Annotated in this window: 16 protein-coding genes; 8 read left to right on the top strand and 8 right to left on the bottom strand. The window is 69.7% G+C overall.

From position 1 onward, the window contains the following. Positions 1-5: 5 nt before the first annotated feature. Positions 6-692 (bottom strand): YoaK family protein, encoded by a 687-nt coding sequence (locus tag KGQ19_RS41070; protein WP_212019637.1) that lies wholly within the window; start codon positions 690-692, stop codon positions 6-8. 91 nt (positions 693-783) lie between these two features. Here KGQ19_RS41070 and KGQ19_RS41065 point away from each other — a divergent pair, with 91 nt between their 5' ends. Both KGQ19_RS41065 and KGQ19_RS41060 read left to right on the top strand, forming a co-directional pair. After that, entirely contained in the window at positions 784-1,047 is a 264-nt protein-coding gene (locus tag KGQ19_RS41065) for a hypothetical protein (RefSeq protein WP_212019635.1), read from the top strand. 10 nt (positions 1,048-1,057) lie between these two features. Continuing rightward, entirely contained in the window at positions 1,058-2,137 is a 1,080-nt protein-coding gene (locus KGQ19_RS41060) for a DUF4389 domain-containing protein (protein WP_212019633.1), read from the top strand. Positions 2,138-2,153: 16 nt separating this feature from the next. Here the strand turns inward: KGQ19_RS41060 and KGQ19_RS41055 are convergent, their stop codons facing one another. Continuing rightward, a complete protein-coding gene (locus KGQ19_RS41055) occupies positions 2,154-2,345 on the bottom strand; it encodes a hypothetical protein (protein WP_212019631.1) in 192 nt (63 codons plus the stop codon). A 109-nt stretch (positions 2,346-2,454) separates the two neighbouring features. On the opposite strand from KGQ19_RS41055, the gene KGQ19_RS41050 reads away from it, so the two are divergent. Further along, on the top strand, positions 2,455-3,306 hold the full coding sequence (locus tag KGQ19_RS41050) for a helix-turn-helix domain-containing protein (protein WP_212019629.1): 852 nt from the start codon (positions 2,455-2,457) through the stop codon (positions 3,304-3,306). Between the two features lie 8 nt (positions 3,307-3,314). Here the strand turns inward: KGQ19_RS41050 and KGQ19_RS41045 are convergent, their stop codons facing one another. From KGQ19_RS41045 to KGQ19_RS41025, 5 genes are read right to left on the bottom strand one after another with little or no spacing between them, the layout of a single operon-like run. Further along, complete coding sequence (locus KGQ19_RS41045; protein ID WP_212019627.1) at positions 3,315-4,136, bottom strand: NAD-dependent epimerase/dehydratase family protein; 822 nt, start codon at positions 4,134-4,136, stop codon at positions 3,315-3,317. Positions 4,137-4,150: 14 nt separating this feature from the next. Continuing rightward, positions 4,151-5,131 (bottom strand): 5-dehydro-4-deoxyglucarate dehydratase, encoded by a 981-nt coding sequence (locus tag KGQ19_RS41040; protein ID WP_212019625.1) that lies wholly within the window; start codon positions 5,129-5,131, stop codon positions 4,151-4,153. A gap of 8 nt (positions 5,132-5,139) precedes the next feature. Further along, positions 5,140-5,973 (bottom strand): carbohydrate ABC transporter permease, encoded by an 834-nt coding sequence (locus KGQ19_RS41035; RefSeq protein WP_212019623.1) that lies wholly within the window; start codon positions 5,971-5,973, stop codon positions 5,140-5,142. Next, a complete protein-coding gene (locus KGQ19_RS41030; RefSeq protein WP_212019621.1) occupies positions 5,970-6,935 on the bottom strand; it encodes a carbohydrate ABC transporter permease in 966 nt (321 codons plus the stop codon). The genes KGQ19_RS41035 and KGQ19_RS41030 overlap by 4 nt, the downstream gene beginning before the upstream one ends. Beyond that, positions 6,932-8,227, bottom strand: a complete 1,296-nt coding sequence (locus KGQ19_RS41025; RefSeq protein ID WP_212019619.1) for an ABC transporter substrate-binding protein — start codon at positions 8,225-8,227, stop codon at positions 6,932-6,934. The genes KGQ19_RS41030 and KGQ19_RS41025 overlap by 4 nt, the downstream gene beginning before the upstream one ends. Before the next feature lie 349 nt (positions 8,228-8,576). Here KGQ19_RS41025 and KGQ19_RS41020 point away from each other — a divergent pair, with 349 nt between their 5' ends. From KGQ19_RS41020 to KGQ19_RS41010, 3 genes are all read left to right on the top strand, one after another. Further along, complete coding sequence (locus tag KGQ19_RS41020; RefSeq protein ID WP_212019617.1) at positions 8,577-9,458, top strand: IclR family transcriptional regulator; 882 nt, start codon at positions 8,577-8,579, stop codon at positions 9,456-9,458. A gap of 231 nt (positions 9,459-9,689) precedes the next feature. Continuing rightward, positions 9,690-11,165, top strand: a complete 1,476-nt coding sequence (locus tag KGQ19_RS41015) for a sugar porter family MFS transporter (protein WP_212019615.1) — start codon at positions 9,690-9,692, stop codon at positions 11,163-11,165. A 141-nt stretch (positions 11,166-11,306) separates the two neighbouring features. Then, positions 11,307-11,759 carry a DUF2000 family protein gene (locus KGQ19_RS41010; protein WP_368862235.1) on the top strand — a complete coding sequence of 151 codons (453 nt, stop codon included), beginning with the start codon at positions 11,307-11,309 and terminating at the stop codon, positions 11,757-11,759. 73 nt (positions 11,760-11,832) lie between these two features. On the opposite strand, the gene KGQ19_RS41005 is transcribed toward KGQ19_RS41010, so the two are convergent. Then, positions 11,833-12,204: an ArsR/SmtB family transcription factor gene (locus KGQ19_RS41005; protein ID WP_212019611.1), complete on the bottom strand. Its 372-nt coding sequence runs from the start codon at positions 12,202-12,204 to the stop codon at positions 11,833-11,835. A 227-nt stretch (positions 12,205-12,431) separates the two neighbouring features. Here KGQ19_RS41005 and KGQ19_RS41000 point away from each other — a divergent pair, with 227 nt between their 5' ends. Continuing rightward, positions 12,432-13,802, top strand: a complete 1,371-nt coding sequence (locus KGQ19_RS41000) for an MFS transporter (RefSeq protein ID WP_230420237.1) — start codon at positions 12,432-12,434, stop codon at positions 13,800-13,802. A 95-nt stretch (positions 13,803-13,897) separates the two neighbouring features. Then, positions 13,898-15,262, top strand: coding sequence for a DUF2252 domain-containing protein (locus KGQ19_RS40995; RefSeq protein ID WP_230420234.1), 1,365 nt, complete (start codon positions 13,898-13,900; stop codon positions 15,260-15,262). Positions 15,263-15,925: the final 663 nt, after the last annotated feature.

The following is a 15,925-nucleotide window of genomic DNA, read 5'->3' as shown; positions in this document are numbered from 1 at the left end:
CCCCCTCACTCCATCAGCGCAAGCCCACAAGCAACCACCAACAACCCCAGCGCCAACCCCAGCGCCGCACTGATGCTCTGGTGCAGCACCAGCAGACCGCCGGAGAGGGCGCCGAGGAAGATGCAGCCGAGCGAGAGCAGGCGGCGCATCGTCGGTTTGCCGAAGGGGTCGGCGGCGATGCCGGTGACGGTCATGGTCAGGACCGTGGTGGTCAGGTCGGGGACCGCGAGCCTGCGGACCACGGCGTTCTGGACGCCGAAGCCGAAGGCCAGGATTGCGGTGAGCTGGGCGTGGGTGGCGGTTTTGGTGTCGTCTTCGAGGGCGGCTAGGAGGAGGGCCACCGTGACGAAGGCGGCGTGCGCCGCCACCGCGTTGGCCAGGCGGTGGTGGTCGTCGTCGCCGGGGGTGGCGCGGGCCAGGCGGGTCTCGGTGAAGGCTCCGGCGGCGAAGCAGGCGATGGCCAGGCAGGGGGCCCAGACGGTCAGGCCCTTGGCGCCTGCCAGGGCGAAGCCGAGGAAGACCACGTTGCCGGTCATGTTGGCCACGAAGATGTGGCCCAGGGCCAGGTAGCTGACGGCGTCCACGGTGCCGGTGACGAGGGTGGCGACGATCAGCGGGCCGGGCAGGACGCCGTGCTTGGCGGCGCCGCCGTCGTAGAGGCGGTCGGACAGGCGCAGGAGGGCGGCTTTCACGGAGGTGATTAGACCAGATGCCTGGCATCCGAGCCGCCGGTCTGGGGCGTGTTCCGTTCATGGAGTGGCCGGGGCGGGTAGGGGTCAGAGCGTGACGAAAGGAACGGACAGCTTCGCCTTCCCCTCCGGCGGGACCGTCGTGGAGCTCGCATCCAGTGCCGAATGTCCGCCCGAGGTCCGCGAGCGGGCCCTGCGCGCGCTGGCGGCCCGGGCCCGCGACGCCGCCGACGCCCGGCTGCTGATGGAGGCCCTGGGCCTGGTGGCGACGCCGCCCCGGGTCCGGCCCACGCGGCGCCGGGGCCGCTCCGTCATCCAATCGGTCGGCAGCGGAGGTGACGGATCGGAACCGGAGTGATCCTGGGGTCATGAGTGACCAGCTGCCGCCGGCTCCTCCGCCTCCGCCGGAGGACCCCAACCAGCCGCCCTATGGGCAGCAGCCCCCGCCATACGGGCAGCAGCCGCCCTACGGCGGGCAGCAGCAACCCGGGCAGCAGCCGCCTTATGGCCAGTCCGGCCAGTCCGGGCAGCAGGGCCAGCCTGGACCGCCCCCTTACGGGCAGCCGCCGTACGGCCAACAGCCATACGGACAGCCGCCTTACGGCCAGCAGCAGGGCTACCCGCAGTACCCGCAATACCCCGGCGGCGCCGACCCCTACGGGCAGATGGTGCGCGAGCCGGAGGTCCAGATCGACGTCCACGGCCTGCGTCCGCAGAAGCGCTGGACGGTGCTGATCCGGCTGATCCTGGCCATCCCGCAGCTGATCGTCATGTTCTTCCTGGGCCTGGCCGGCCTGGTCGTCCTGATCATCGGCTGGTTCGCGGCGCTGTTCACCGGCCAGCTGCCGACCGGGATGCGCGAGTTCCTGATCGGCATCCTGCAGTACCAGACCCGGGTCTACGGCTACCTGTACCTGATGGTCGACGAGTACCCGCCGTTCGCCTTCTTCGAGGCGCCGGGCTACCCGATCCAGGTGGACGTGCCCCCGCCGACCCGGCTGAACCCGGCCGCGGTGTTCTTCCGCATCATCTTGATGATCCCCGGCTGGATCGTGACCTCGGTGCTCCAGGAAGGCGCGGCCGTCATCGCGTTCTTCGTCTGGATCATCATGCTGTTCACCGGCCGCCAGCCCGAGCAGGCGTTCGGCGCCACCAGCGCGATGCTGCGCTACGAGACCCGGTTCGCGGCGTTCTCCGGGATGCTGACGCCGACGCAGCCCAAGGGCCTGTTCGGCGACCTGCCCGGCGCCTCGAACACCGGCGAGCGCCGCTCGCCGACCCGGCCGCTGTTCCTGTCCAGCGGCGCCCGGACGCTGCTGATCGTGATGATCGTGATCGGCGCCATCGCCTTCGTCCTCAACAACGTCTTCTCGAACAGCAACAACGACAACTGGAACAGCGACCGGGCCCCGTACACGGTGTCGCAGCAGGTGTCGCAGCACCGGTAGTCACGGACGCGACTAGTCACGGACGCAACCGCCGATAGAGCTCGCCGAGCGCGCCGCCCACCAAAGCGGCGAGCACGGCGAGCTCTATCGCGCTGCCCTCCACACTCCCCTGATACCAACCGCGCATCCGCTGCGCCGTCGTCGAAACCGCCCGCCCGAGCAGGGCGAGGACCACACACACCGCGACCGCCACGCAGATCGCCACCACGGCCACCTCCTCGTCTCCAGGCTCACGCGCGCCACCGTCGCGGACCAGGAACAGACACCGGAAGTTGCCCGGACGATTAACCGCACATCAGCCGGGCACACTGCCGCTTGTGGAAGAGGGGGACGGCCACGCCGGCGGCTTCGCCGAGGCGATCCGCGCCTGGCGCCAGCGCCGGGGCTGGACGCAGGAGGAGCTGTCGCACGCCAGCGGGCTGAGCACCCGCGCGATCCGGAGCCTGGAACGCGGCCGGACGCAGAAGCCGCGCCGGACGACGGTCCAGATGTTGGCGGACGCGTTGCAGGTGCCGCGGGCGCGGTTGATGGGGACGGTGCGGCGGGCAGTCGGGGAGGCGGAGGACGAGGCAGAGAACGGGGCAGAGCGCGAGACAGGGAGCGGAGCCGACACAGCGGACAGCGAGACGCCCCCGACCGGCGCGGGAAGAACAGCGGCTGGCGACGGGCCGATGGCTGAGCAACTGGCGGCCGAGCGAGCACTGAACGCTCTGCTGCGCGTCCCCCGCGAACTGCCGCCCGATCTCGCCGACCACGAGCTGGACGTGCGAGAGGTCGTGGCCGAGCTGGTAGCCGGCCCGACCGAGCCGTATCGGGCCGCGATCGTGCGAGTCACGGCATCGGAGGTGGCCATCCGCGCGGCGCACCACGCTTCAGCGAAGTACTCCGACGGCCAGCTGTTTGCCAGCCTCGCCGGAATACCGGCGGTCGCACCGGCCGCCGTGCTTCGCAGGTTCCTGCGATCGCTGGACGCCGACCGCCCCGCCGAAGCGACCCTCGACGAACTCGCGGCGGCCTTCCGCAGCGCCCTGGCCGGGCACCGGATGCTGGTGGTCCTGGTCGATGCCCAGGCCGAGGCGCAGATCCGGCCGCTGGTCCCGGCCGAGGCCCGGTGCGCTCTCCTGGTGGCGTTCGGGCCCCACCGGGCGATGGGGCCCGAACTCCTTTAGTCCTGCGGCTAATCCTGCGGCGGCACCCGCGTCGTGAATCGCCCGCCGAGGTAGCGGTACTCGGGATCCTCCGGATCCGGAGCCTGGTCCTCGGCGGCCGCGATCTTCTCGGCGAACACGTCCGAGTCGTCCTGCGGCTCGTAGCCGAGGCGGCGCGCGGGTTCCAGGTCCCACCACGCCGTCTTGTTCGCCGAGATGCCGTACACGATCTCGTACCCGAGTTCCGGGGCGGTCGCCAGCGCGTCGAACAGCCGGGTGGCGTCGGCCGGGCTCAGCCAGGTGTCGAGCATCCGGCGGTTCAGCGGCTCGGCGAAGCACGAACCGATGCGGACGGACGCCACCTGCAGCCCGTGCCGGTCGGCGTAGAAGGACCCGATGGCCTCCACGAAGACCTTCGAGACGCCGTAGTACGTGTCGGGCCTGGGCCGCACGTCCACGCCGATCGGCGCGTCCCGGAAGTCCGCGCGCTCGTAGTACCCCACGGCGTGGTTGCTGCTGGCGGTCAGGATCCGGGGCACGCCGGCCCGCAGCGCCGCGTCGAAGACCTGGTAGGTGCCGTCGATGTTGCTCTTCAGGATGCGCTCGAAGCGGTCCTCGACCGGGATGCCGGCCAGGTGGATGACCACGTCCACATCGCGCATGGCGGCGTCCAGGGCCGCGGCGTCGCCGACGTCGCCGACCAGCCACTCGGTGCGGCCGGGGTCGTCCGGGACCACCAGGTCGAAGCCGCGCACCTGCCAGCCCAGGCCGGCCAGGCCGGAGCGCAGGAAAGTGCCCACTCCCCCGGCCGCGCCGGTCATCAGTATCCTGCCGCGCTTTGTCTCAGACATCTGCGATACCGCCCTCACGCCGCCGTGTCGATTCCGTGCTCGGTCAGTACCCGGCGCCCCTCCCGGATCAGCTCGGCCAGCCGCTCCACGTGTTCCGGGGCGGCGTCGGTCAGCGGCGGACGCACCGGGCCGGCGTCCAGGCCGTCCAGGCGCACGCCGGCCTTCACCAGCGCGACGGCGTAGCCGGGGGCCTTCGCGCGCAGCTCGACCAGCGGCCGGAAGAAGCGGTCCAGCAGGTCGTTGACCACGCCGGTCTGGCCCTGGCGGTAGGCGTGGTAGAAGGCCAGCGCGATGTCGGGGACGAAGCAGAACACCGCCGAGGAGTAGTTCGGCACGCCGACGCCGGCGTAGGCGAGCTGCGACATCTCGGCGGTCGGCAGCCCGTTGAAGTAGTGCAGCTTGCCCTCGCCGTGCCGGTCCCGGACGGCCGAGACGATGCGCTGCATCAGGTCCAGGTCGCCCTTGCCGTCCTTGAACCCGACGATGTTCGGGACCTCGGCCAGGTCGGCGACCACGTCCGGGGTGAACGTGACGTTGTCCCGCTGGTAGATGATCAGGTCCAGGTCGGTGTTCTCGGCCACCGTGGTGTAGTGCTCGCGCAGCCCGGCCGCGCTCCCGGCGACGAGGTAGGGCGGCATCACCAGCAGACCGTCAGCGCCGGCCTCCTTGGCCGCGCCGGCGAAGGTCGCGGCCAGGCCGGCCCCGTACCCGATCCCGGCCACCACCGGCACCCGCCCGGCCGCCACTTCGGCGGCGGCGCGCACGCACTCGGCGTACTCCTCGACGTCCAGCGAGTGGAACTCGCCGGTGCCGCAGCACGCGAACACCGCCGCCGGCCCGGGGCGGTCGGCGGCGTCCAGGAACGCCAGCCGGGAGCGCAGGTGCTCCCGGTAGGCGTCCAGGTCTACGCGGCCGGGGCGGCTCGCCGCGGCGCGTGCGAACGGGGTGACCGGGAAGTACAGCAGGCCGTCCAGCCGGTCCACGAGTGATTGCATCAGTACCCTTATCCTTTGAGCGATCCGCTGAGCAGGCCGCGTTCGAACAGTCTCTGCAAGGCCAGATAGACCAGCACGCCGGGCACCGCGAGGATCAGCACGGCCGCCAGCCGTACCCCCTCGCCTTGTTCCTGCGACGCCTGCAGGCTGGTGACGACGACGGTCAGGGTGTCCATCTTCGGACTCTGCGACACCAGCAGCGGCAGCAGATACTGGTCCCAGATCATCAGGAACCCGAACACCGCGCAGGTCCCCAGCGCCGGCCGGCACACCGGCAGCACGATGCGCCAGAAGATGCGGAAGTCGCCGGCGCCGTCGATCCGCGCGGCCTCCTCCAACTCCAGCGGGACCCGCTTCATGAAGCCGGTCAGCACGTACACCGGCAGCGCCCAGCCGACCAGCGGGAGGATCAGGCCGCCGTAGGAGTTGACCAGCGTGCCTCCGGTGAACGGCTGGTGGATCTTGCCGAGCACCTGGAACAGCGGCACCGCGATCACCTCCTCGGGCATCATCATGGTGGCCAGGACGGCCAGCATGACCAGGCCGGCACCCTTGAAGCGCTTGCGGGCCAGCGCGTAGGCCGCCAGCGAGGACACCGTCAGCTGCAGGGTCAACCCTACGGCCACCACGATCATGGAGTTCAGCAACCCGCGCGCGACACCCAGGTGCCAGGCCTGGGAGACATTGGCGCCGGTGATGCCGTGCGGCACGTTCATCAGCGCGCCGAGCTTGGCCTGCTGCTTGGAGAAGGCGGTCGCGACCACCGTCCACAACGGGTAGACGAAGACGAACGCGACCAGCGCGTAGAGCAGCCAGACCCCGGCCCTGGTACGGATCCTCATGTGTCCCCACGCCTCCGCCACAGCAACATCAGACACGTCAGCACCATCGTGACCACCAGCAGCACGGTCCCGATCGCCGCGGCGTAGCCGGTGTCGTTGTTCTCGCTGAACTGCCGGTAGAGATAGGTCACGACGGACTCCGAGGACCCGGCCGGGCCGCCGTTGGTCGAGACCCAGATGTCGGTGAACACCCGCAGCCCCCTGATGACCCCGAGCACCAGCACGATCGTGGTGATCGGGCGCAGCGCCGGCAGCGTCACGAACCGCAGCCGCTGCCACCAGTTCGCGCCGTCGATGTGACAGGCCTCGTACATCTCCCGGTCGATGGAGGCCAGCCCGGCGACGAAGATCACCATGTCGTACGGGGCGTTCTTCCAGATCTGCATCAGGATCACCGAGGCCAGCGCCGAGTGCGGGCTGGAGAAGAACGGCTCCGGCCCCAGGCCCACCTTGCCCAGCAGGGTGTTCACCGAGCCGTACTGCGAGGGGTAGAGCAGCGTGGTCCACAGCTCGGCGGCGGCCACCATGGCGATCACGGTCGGCAGGAACACCGCGGTCCGCAGGATCCGGACGTGCCGGGCCGGGCCCTGGAGCAGGACCGCCAGCCAGAACCCGACGAAGATCGAGCCGGAGACGGCGAACACCGCGTCGATGAGCGTGTGCACGACGGCCGTGCGCAGATCCGGGTCGGAGAACAGCTTGGAGTAGTTCGCACTGCCGACGTACTGGTTCCCGAGGTAGGGCCGGACGTGGAAGAAACTGAGGTAGACGCCCCAGATCGTCGGCCACACCTTGAACACGCCGATGAACGCCAGCAGCGGCGCCAGGTAGAGCCAGGGCCCCAGCCGCCGCCAGAACGGTTTCGCGGCCGGGCCGCCACCGGGACGGCGGCGGCCGGACAGCGGGCCGTCCGCCGTCGCCGGGGTCCCGGGCTGCGCCGGACGGTAGAGGCGTGCCGTCATCCGACCCCCTGCTGCTTCAGGATCGAGGTGACGTCGGAGTTCATGGAGTTCAGCGCGGGCTGCACGTCCCCGCAGGAGGACAGCAGCTTGTTCAGGTCGTCCGACATCTTCTGCCGCAGCTGCGTCCAGTTCGGCGCGTTGTCGTACTCGTAGTGGCCGGAGGAGGCGTAGACCTGCTGCGCGAGTTGCCAGCGCGGGTCGTCGCCGTGCACGGCGGAGGCGTCGACGGTCTTGTTCACCGGCAGCCGGACGACCGTGGCGCTCGGCACCGCGGTCATGCCGATCTTCTGCGCGTCCGGGGTGACCATGAACTCCTCGAGCTTGGTCACCTCGTCCTGCTTGCTGTCGGCCATCGTGTAGATGTCGGTGCCCTCGGCCAGGGTCCCGGCGGTGCCGTCGGGGCCGGTCGGCGGGGCGACCACGATGTACTTGCCCTTGACCGCGGTCGCGTCCATGGTCGCGTAGGCGTAGGGGCCGGTGAGGTACATGCCGGCCACGCCGGTCTCGAAGGCCTTGTTGGTCGCGGTGGTGTCGTCGCCGAGCGCCGAGGGCTGGACGTCCTTGTTCTTGCAGACCTGGTCCTCCAGGAACTGCACCGAGGACACGGCCTGCGGGGTGTTGAGGGTCGCGATGAACTTGCCGCCGTCGGCCTTGAGGTAGTCGCCGCCGGCCGAGTACAGGAACGAGGACCAGAACCACGAGGTGTAGCCGCGCGAGGTGGAACCGGGGACGGCCAGACCGTAGGTGTCGTTCTTACCGTTGCCGTCCGGGTCCTGGGTGGTGAAGGCCTGCGCGACCTTGGCCAGATCGGCCCAGGTCTTCGGCGGCTGCAACCCGAGCTTGTCCAGCCAGTCCTTGCGGATCAGCAGCACGTTCGCCTGGGCCGAGAACGGTACCGCGTAGACCTGGCCCTTCAGGTCGGTGGCCGAGGCCCAGGCCTGGTCGGTGAGCTGGTTGGCACCGGTGAAGGTGCCCTTGTCGACGGGCAGGATGATTCCCTGCGAGGCGAAGCCGCCCATCTGTGCGGCGTCGTCGAGCACCATGTCAGGGAGCTGATGCGCGGAGGCCGCGGCACTGAGCGCGGTCTCGAAGTCGGTGAGCGTCGTCTTGCCGATGGAGACCTTGATGCCGGTCTGGGCGGTGAACGCGTCGAAGATCTTCTGGTACGCCTTCGCCGAGTCGCCGGCGCCCCGGATCCACACGTTGATGGTGCCCGTGGCGGCCGCGTTCTTGGACGTGCTCGCGCCGGAGGAGCTACTGGAGCCGCCGCACGCGGCACCGGTTATCGCCACGCCGGCGGCGACAGCCGCGGCGCATATGGATCGCGCTGTTCGGGGTTTCACGCTTCGCATGGGGCCCTCGGCTTCAACGGGGATTCATGAATGTGAACGAAGTACATGGGAGTGAACAAGCTCAGATGCAGGAAAGGTAGTAGCGAACGTACGAGTGGTCAAGAGGAGCACGGCGAGTAAGGGGCCCCCGAAGGAGTCCCCTAGTAGTCGGCGGCCAGCTGTTGGGAGAACCGGCGACGGCGGAGGCGTGGCCTCGCCTGTTGCTTCAGATATGTGAACAAAGGCCAGATATCTGAAATCCGCCGCAGACGGTAATGTGGGACGCGAGACCTGTCAACGAAGGAGTCCCATGGCCGACACCGGCATATCCAGCGGATCGGCGGTCGGATCCGCTGCCCTGACGAACGACGTGGACGCCGACGTGTCCGGCGCGTCCGCGATCGGCACCAGCCCGGCACTGGGCGCCGACTCCTCGGCCGGCGTGAAGTCGGCACGGCGGGCCGTGGAACTCCTGGAGGCCTTCGGCTCCAACCACGACTGGCTCTCACTCACCGATCTGCACCACTACACCGGGTTCCCGCGCTCCTCGCTGCACGGCCTGCTGCGCACGCTGCGCGACGTCGGCTGGATCGAGTCCGACGACGCCGGCACCCGGTTCCGGCTCGGAGTCAAGGCCCTGATCTGCGGGACCGCCTATCTGGACCGCGATCCGGTGATGCCGTACGCCACCGAGGCCCTGGAGCGGCTGCGGGACCAGATCGGCTACACCTGCCACTTCGCCCGGCTCAACGGCCCGGACATCGTGTACCTGCAGACCCGGGAGTCGCGCACGTCCGCGCACCTGGTGTCCCGGGTCGGCCGCACGCTGCCGGCGCACGCCACCGCGCTGGGCAAGGCGCTGCTGAGCGAACTGGCCGACGACGAGCTGACCGCGGTGCTGCCCAAGCAGCTGACCGCGCTGACCGAGCTGACCATCACCGACCGCGAGGCGCTGCGCTCGGAGTTGGCGTTCATCCGCGAGCGCGGGTACTCCACCGAGCGCGGGCAGAGCTCGCCGAACCTGGCGTGCGTGGCGGCCGTGGTGCCGTACCGGATCCCGGGGACCGACGCGATGAGCTGCTCCATGCCGGGCGAGCGGGTGACGGACGCCGAGCTGCTTCGGGTCGGCTCGTTGCTGCGCGATGTGGCCGAAGACCTGAGCCAGCAGCTGCGGCGGGCCGGGATCCGGTAGTCCCGACTGGATAACCCCGATCCGGGTAGCCCCGATCCGGTCATCCGATCCGGCGGTCCCGATCCGGCGGTCCCGATCCGGCGGTCCCGATCCGGCAGTCACGATCTGGGAGTCCCATTCGCGGATTCGGCGGCCCGGCAATCGTTCGCATATCTGAATGCCGTCTACTTTGCTGAATTGTTACCGGCTGATGTCTTGTCAGTCTCCTTAACCAGTGCCACGGTTCCGGCCATGGCGAATACCGCGTCCTCCGCAGCACCGGCCGCGCGCCGGCCGGTGAACCGCGCGACCCTGTACACATTCGGTGCGTTCGGCGGCATCCTGTTCGGCTACGACTTGGGCGTCATCGCCGGAGTCCTGGTCCTGCTCGCGAAACAGTGGTCGCTGACCGCGTTCCAGAAAGGCGCCATCACCGCCAGCCTGTCGGTCGGGGCGATGGTCGGCGCGCTGCTGGCCGGCCGGCTGTGCAACCGGATCGGCCGGCGGCTGACCATCATGGCGGCCGCCGTCGTGGTCATCATCGGCACGATCGCCTGCGTCACGGCCGGCGGCTGGCAGGTGATGATGCTGACCCGCGGCGTGATCGGCATCGGCATCGGGCTGTCCTCGGCGACGGTCCCGACCTACCTGGCCGAGTTGGCCCCGGCCCGCGTGCGCGGCGCGCTGGGCTCCCTGAACCAGCTGTTCATCGTCACCGGCATCCTGATCGCGTTCCTCGTGGACTACGCGCTGTCCAGCCACAACAACTGGAAGGGGATGTTCCTCGGGGCCCTGATCCCCGCGGTCATCCTCATCGTCGGGCTGCTGGTGCTGCCGGAGACCCCGCGCTGGCTGCTGAGCCAGGGCCGGGACGCCGAGGCGCGGGCGGTGCTGGCCGCGACCCTGCCCGCGGCGAGCGAGGCCGAACTGGACGCCGAGGTCCAGGACATCCGCGACATCATCCGGCGCGACACCGAGGGCCGCGACCGCTGGCGCGACCTGTGGCAGCCGTGGGTGCGGCCGATGGTCCTGGTCGCGATGGTCCTGGCCATCGGGCAGCAGTTCTCCGGCGTCAACGCCATCAACGCGTACTTCCCGACCATGCTGAAGTCGCTGGGCTTCGCCACCCGGACCGCGCTGCTGTCGGCGGTCCTGCTCGGCGTGGTGAAGTTCCTGTTCACGGTGTGGGAGCTGTTCATGGTCGACCGCTGGGGACGCAGGCCGCTGCTGATGACCGGCGCGGCCGTCATGACGGTCGCGCTGTTCTTCGCGGGCTTGGTCATCAAAGAGGTCAACCCCAGCCACAAGGGCATGCTGGGGACGCTGACGCTGCTCTTCCTGATCATCTATCTGGCCGGTTACGAACTCGGCTGGGGCGCCACGGTGTGGGTGATGATCGGCGAGATCTTCCCGCTGCGGTCCCGGGCCGCCGGCACAGGCCTGGCGACCACGATCCTGTGGGCGGCCACCGGCCTGGTCACCGCGGTCTTCCCGACGATGTCGGACAAGAAGAACCTCGGCATCGGCGGCGCGATGTGGGTGTTCGCCGGGATCAACATCGTGCTGCTGCTCCTGGCCCGGTTCTACATCCCGGAGACCAAGGGGCGCAGCCTGGAGCAGATCGAGCGGGATCTGCGGGGCGGGAAGCTGTCCGCGAACGGCGCCGAACCGGCCACGGGTGCGACCGGGGAGCCGGGCGAGGAGGCCGGACTGGTGTCAGAGACCTGATACCGGCCTGGCGCCACCCAGCGCCGCGGGTCCGGGTTGTGGCGGGCCCGGATCCGCGGCCGCGCACGAGCGTTCAAGACCGCCGCCGCCGGGAGCCGGGACGCTCGGGACATGAACGACAGCACCGTTGATGACAGCACCATGGATGACAGCACCGTGGACGCCGGCGAAAACCAGACCCCCGTCAGGTTCGACACGAAGATCGCGGTACTGCTGCGGGACGACCTCGCGGGGTGGCAGCGGCTGAACGTCACCGCGTTCCTGGTCAGCGGGATCGGGACGGCGCACCCGGAGGTCATGGGCGAGGCGTACGAGGACGCGGACGGCACGCGCTATCTCTCGGAGTTCCGCCAGCCGGTGTTGGTGTTCGAGGGCGGCAAGGAGCTCCTGACCGCGGCGCGGAGCAAGGCACTGGCGCGGGAGCTCGATGTGTCGGTCTTCACCATGGACATGTTCAGCACCGGGCACGACGCCGCGAACCGGGCGGCGGTGCGCGCGGTGGGCGGGGATGACCTGGACTTGGTCGGCATCGCGGTCTACGGCGCGAAGAACGCGGTCGACAAGGCGTTCAAGGGCGCCGCGATGCACCACTGACCTGATACCCCCGTCGCAGTCCGGCCGCTTTCAGCGGTCGGACTTGGTCGTGCTCGCGCTACCGCTGCTCGCGCTACCGCTGCTCGTGCGGCTGCAACCGCGGCGCGTCCCGGTCCGCCAGCACCGCGTCCAGCAGGCCCGGCCACCGCACGTCCATCAGCTCCCGGCGCAGCCGCACGTGCTTCTTCGCGCCGACCCACCACATGACCACCAGGCCGGCCTCGCGCAGCACCTTGTAGTGGTGCGACATCGTGGACTTGGTCGCCGTCAGCCCGCTCTTGTCCCAGACCTCCAGGCAGGCGATGCCGCCGTCGCCGCCGAAATCGCCGACGGTGCGGACGATGGTCAGCCGAACCGGCTCGGCCAGGGCCGACAGCACCGCCGTCAGCTCCACGGCGTCCTCGCCGGGATGGCTCAGTTCGTACTGCTCGACCTGGGTGTCCATTGCCACAGCCTAAACCCGCTTGCCTTGAGTTCGATAGTCGTCGTACAGTTCGATGCTAGTCGAACGGTTCGATGAGTGTCGAACTGATTAAGCTCAACCGAAATGTGATGGTGCCCCCGGTGTCTGCCACCACGGAAGAACTCCTCCCCCCTCGTACAACACCGACCGCGCCGGAATCTTCCGCGGACCCGCGACGCTGGCGGATGCTGCCGGTCATCTTGAGCGCGATGTTCATGGCGATGTTCGACTATTTCGTCGTGAATGTCGCCGCCCCGTCCTTCCAGCACGACCTGCACACCACCGACGCCGGCCTGGAACTGATCGTCGGCGGTTACGGCTTCGCCTACGCGGCCGGTCTGATCACCGGCGGCCGGCTGGGCGACCTGCTCGGCTACAAGCGGATGTTCGTCGCCGGCATGGCCGCCTTCACGCTGGCCAGCCTGGCCTGCGGGATCGCCGACTCCTCCACTGTCCTGATCGTCGCGCGCCTGGTGCAGGGCGCGACCGCGGCGGCGATGGTGCCGCAGCTGCTGGCGCTGATCAACGTGATCTACCCGGCGGCCGAGCGGCCCCGGGCGATGGCCTGGTTCGGCGCCACCATCGGCACCGGCTCGGTGGCCGGGCAGGTGCTCGGCGGCGTGCTGCTGGAGGCCAACCTGTTCCACTGGACCTGGCGGCCGATCTTCCTGGTGAACGTCCCGATCGGGCTGATCGCCGTGGTGCTGGCGCTGCGCTGGCTGCCGGACACCCGGGGCACGCACCGGCCGAAGTTCGACCCGGTCGGCGCCGTCGGCATCGCCCTGAGCATCGGCCTGGCGCTGGCCCCGCTGATCCTGGGCCGGGCCGAGGGCTGGCCGGTGTGGACCTGGATCTCGCTGATCGCCTCGGTCCCGGTGATGATCGTGGCGATGCGCTGGGAGTCCAAGCTGGCCCGGGCCGGCGGCGCGCCGATGGTGGACCTGACGCTGTTCAAGGAGCGGACGTTCAGCCTGGGCCTGGCGTTGTCCGGCCTGATGCTGGCCATGTTCGGCGGCTTCATGCTGGCGATGACCCTGTTCCTGCAGGGCGGCATGCACATGAGCCCGGTCCGTGCCGGCCTGCTGTTCGGCCCGCTGGGCGTGGCCTTCGCCACGACCTCGCTGCTGGCCCGGCAGGTCTCGGGCCGCTACGGCGCCCGGGTGATAGCCATCGGCGCCTCGCTGAGCACCACCGGCCTGGTGCTGCTGGGCATCGTGCTGGCCTGGCGCGGGGCGGACCTGGCGTCCTGGCAGCTGCTGCCCTCGATGGTCCTGGTCGGGGCCGGCAACGGCCTGGTCCTGCCGTCCCTGGTGGGCTCGGTGCTGGCCGGCATCAAGTCCCGGAACGCCGGCGCGGCCTCCGGGATGCTGGTCACCGCGCAGCAGTTCGGCGGCGCCGCCGGCGTCACGATCCTGGGCACGGTGTTCTTCTCCGCGCTCGGTTCGCACCCGAGCGGCCTCGGCGGCTACGTGAGCGCGATGCGCTGGGTGGACCTGGTGGACGTGGTGTTCGTCGTGGCCATCCTGGCGATGGCGTTCCTGCTGCCCAAGCAGGCCGCGGGCATGGCCGCCAAGCGCTGAGCCACTCCCCGCACCGCCCGGCCGGATCGCCTCATCAGCCGATCCGGCCGGGCATCGGCATGCGCGCCGCGCGTCCCGACCGCACCCTGGAACGTATGACGAATTCGAGCCCGGCCTCCCGGGTGGCAGCCGGGCGCGCCGCCCGCAAGCGGGTCACGCGCTCGTCGACCGGCGACTGGGCGCCCGCGCCGGACCGCAGCGACCCGATGGCGATCCTGGAGAAGCAGGGCGCCACCCGGATACCGGGCCTGGTCCCGATCCGCTACGGCCGGATGGCCGCCACCGAGTTCGCCTTCCTGCGCGGCGCCCCCGCCATCATGGCCGCGGACCTGGCGCAGTCCCCGGACACCGGCCTGATCGTCCAGCTCTGCGGCGACGCCCACCTGTCCAACTTCGGCCTCTACGCCTCCCCCGAGCGCCGCCTGGTCTTCGACCTGAACGACTTCGACGAGACCCTGCCGGGCCCGTTCGAGTGGGACGTGAAGCGCCTGACGGCGAGCATCGCGGTCGCCGCGCGCCAGAACGGCTTCAGCGACGACTTCGGCGCGGACGCGGCGCGGGAGGCGGCCCGGGCCTACCGCACGATGATGACCCGGCTGGCCGGCCTGAACGAGCTGGACGTCTGGTACCAGAGCGTGGACGCCACGATGTTGTTGCAGCTGTCGAAGCGCAAGCGGGGACGCCGCGAGGTGGAGGCGACGCTCAAGGCCGCAGAGCAGCGCACGAACCTGCAGGCGCTCAAGAAACTGACCGGCCCCGGACCCGACGGCACACCGCGCATCCGGTACCAACCGCCGCTGCTGGTGCCGTTCGCGGAGTTGGGCTTCGACCGCGACACCGAGGAGGAGACCATCCGCCGGGTCTTCACCGACTACCGCTCGACGCTGCAGGGGGATCGCAGGGCCCTGCTGGACCGGTTCCGATACGTGGAGTCGGCGATGAAGGTGGTCGGCGTCGGCAGCGTGGGCACCCGGTGCTCGATGTCGCTGCTGCTCGGCGAGACCACCTCGGCGCCGCTGTTCCTCCAGGTGAAGGAAGCCCAGGAGTCGGTACTGGCGCCATACCAGAGGGCGAGCCGCTACGAGCACCAAGGCCACCGGGTCGTCGCCGGCCAACGCCTGATGCAGGCCACCAGCGACATCTTCCTCGGCTGGGCCAGCGGCCCGGAGGGACGGTACTCCTACATCCGGCAGCTGCGTGACATGAAGGGCTCGGCGAACGTCCCCGAGATGGACAAGGCGCTACTGCGCGCATATGCGGACCTGTGCGGGCACACGCTGGCGCGGGCACACGCGCGGTCCGGCGACCGGGTGGCCATCTCGGCGTATCTGGGCGGCGGCGACTCGTTCGACCGGGCGATGGGTCAGTGGGCGGTGGCTTATGCGGACCAGACCCGGGAGGATCGCAAAGCCCTGCTAGAGGCTATTAAGACGGGGCGAGTGCGCGCGGTCAGTGCTTAAGGCAAGCGGCTGGTACTGGTTAGTGCCGCGTCAGGCAGCGTTTGCCCTGGTGATGACTTGGTCTGGGCGGAGGTTGTCGGCGTGGCGGTTTCGCTAGATTGCTGGCTGGATGCTGGATGCTGGATGCGGTAGAGGGCCGGTTTGGGGTGTTCGGGTTCGGATCTTCTTTGGGGGTTGCAGTTTGCTGGCCGGGTTGCGGTTGGGGTGTGGGTTGAAAGGCGATTTTTACGGCCTTCGGTCATAGTTGTGCCGGTTCGGGGTTCGGGGTGGTGGGTGTGTTTGTCGGCTGCCGGTTTTCGCGTTCACAACCCCGCCCCACCTCAGGCCTCTTCAACTCCAGCAAGTCAGAGCAAGGGCACAGGCAAGATCAAGAGCTAGATCAACGGCACAAGCAAGATCAACAGCAAGATCAAGGTCAAACCCATGGTGAAGAGCCGGGCCTCCGGCGGGCCTCGGCAACCTCAGGGAAACTAGCGCGGTTCCCTAGGGTGGCTGGGTCAGGGCTCAGCGGCGGCGGTTTGTGGGGTGGTGCGGTCCGTTCCCCTCGGTCGCGTCGGCAGCCCGGGGGGTACAGCACCGGTGTCCGGGGGTAAAGTCCGCGCGCGGCGGTTGGGTGTGTGAGCTGCGGTTTCGTACGGCGCGAACTTGACCCCCGGCCACCGG

Source organism: Catenulispora pinistramenti (assembly GCF_018274385.1).
GTDB classification, from domain to species: Bacteria; Actinomycetota; Actinomycetes; order Streptomycetales; family Catenulisporaceae; genus Catenulispora; species Catenulispora pinistramenti.
Note: the sequence above shows the minus strand (reverse complement) of the source record. Positions and strands in the feature narration are given on the sequence as shown.

Coding starts and splice junctions, on each gene's coding strand:
- KGQ19_RS41015 (WP_212019615.1), top strand. CDS start 9,690: ATGGCGAATACCGCGTCCTCCGCAGCACCGGCCGCGCGCCGGCCGGTG.
- KGQ19_RS40995 (WP_230420234.1), top strand. CDS start 13,898: ATGACGAATTCGAGCCCGGCCTCCCGGGTGGCAGCCGGGCGCGCCGCC.
- KGQ19_RS41045 (WP_212019627.1), bottom strand. CDS start 4,136: ATGTCTGAGACAAAGCGCGGCAGGATACTGATGACCGGCGCGGCCGGG.
- KGQ19_RS41060 (WP_212019633.1), top strand. CDS start 1,058: ATGAGTGACCAGCTGCCGCCGGCTCCTCCGCCTCCGCCGGAGGACCCC.
- KGQ19_RS41030 (WP_212019621.1), bottom strand. CDS start 6,935: ATGACGGCACGCCTCTACCGTCCGGCGCAGCCCGGGACCCCGGCGACG.
- KGQ19_RS41000 (WP_230420237.1), top strand. CDS start 12,432: ATGTTCATGGCGATGTTCGACTATTTCGTCGTGAATGTCGCCGCCCCG.
- KGQ19_RS41040 (WP_212019625.1), bottom strand. CDS start 5,131: ATGCAATCACTCGTGGACCGGCTGGACGGCCTGCTGTACTTCCCGGTC.
- KGQ19_RS41010 (WP_368862235.1), top strand. CDS start 11,307: ATGGATGACAGCACCGTGGACGCCGGCGAAAACCAGACCCCCGTCAGG.
- KGQ19_RS41035 (WP_212019623.1), bottom strand. CDS start 5,973: ATGAGGATCCGTACCAGGGCCGGGGTCTGGCTGCTCTACGCGCTGGTC.
- KGQ19_RS41020 (WP_212019617.1), top strand. CDS start 8,577: ATGGCCGACACCGGCATATCCAGCGGATCGGCGGTCGGATCCGCTGCC.
- KGQ19_RS41005 (WP_212019611.1), bottom strand. CDS start 12,204: ATGGACACCCAGGTCGAGCAGTACGAACTGAGCCATCCCGGCGAGGAC.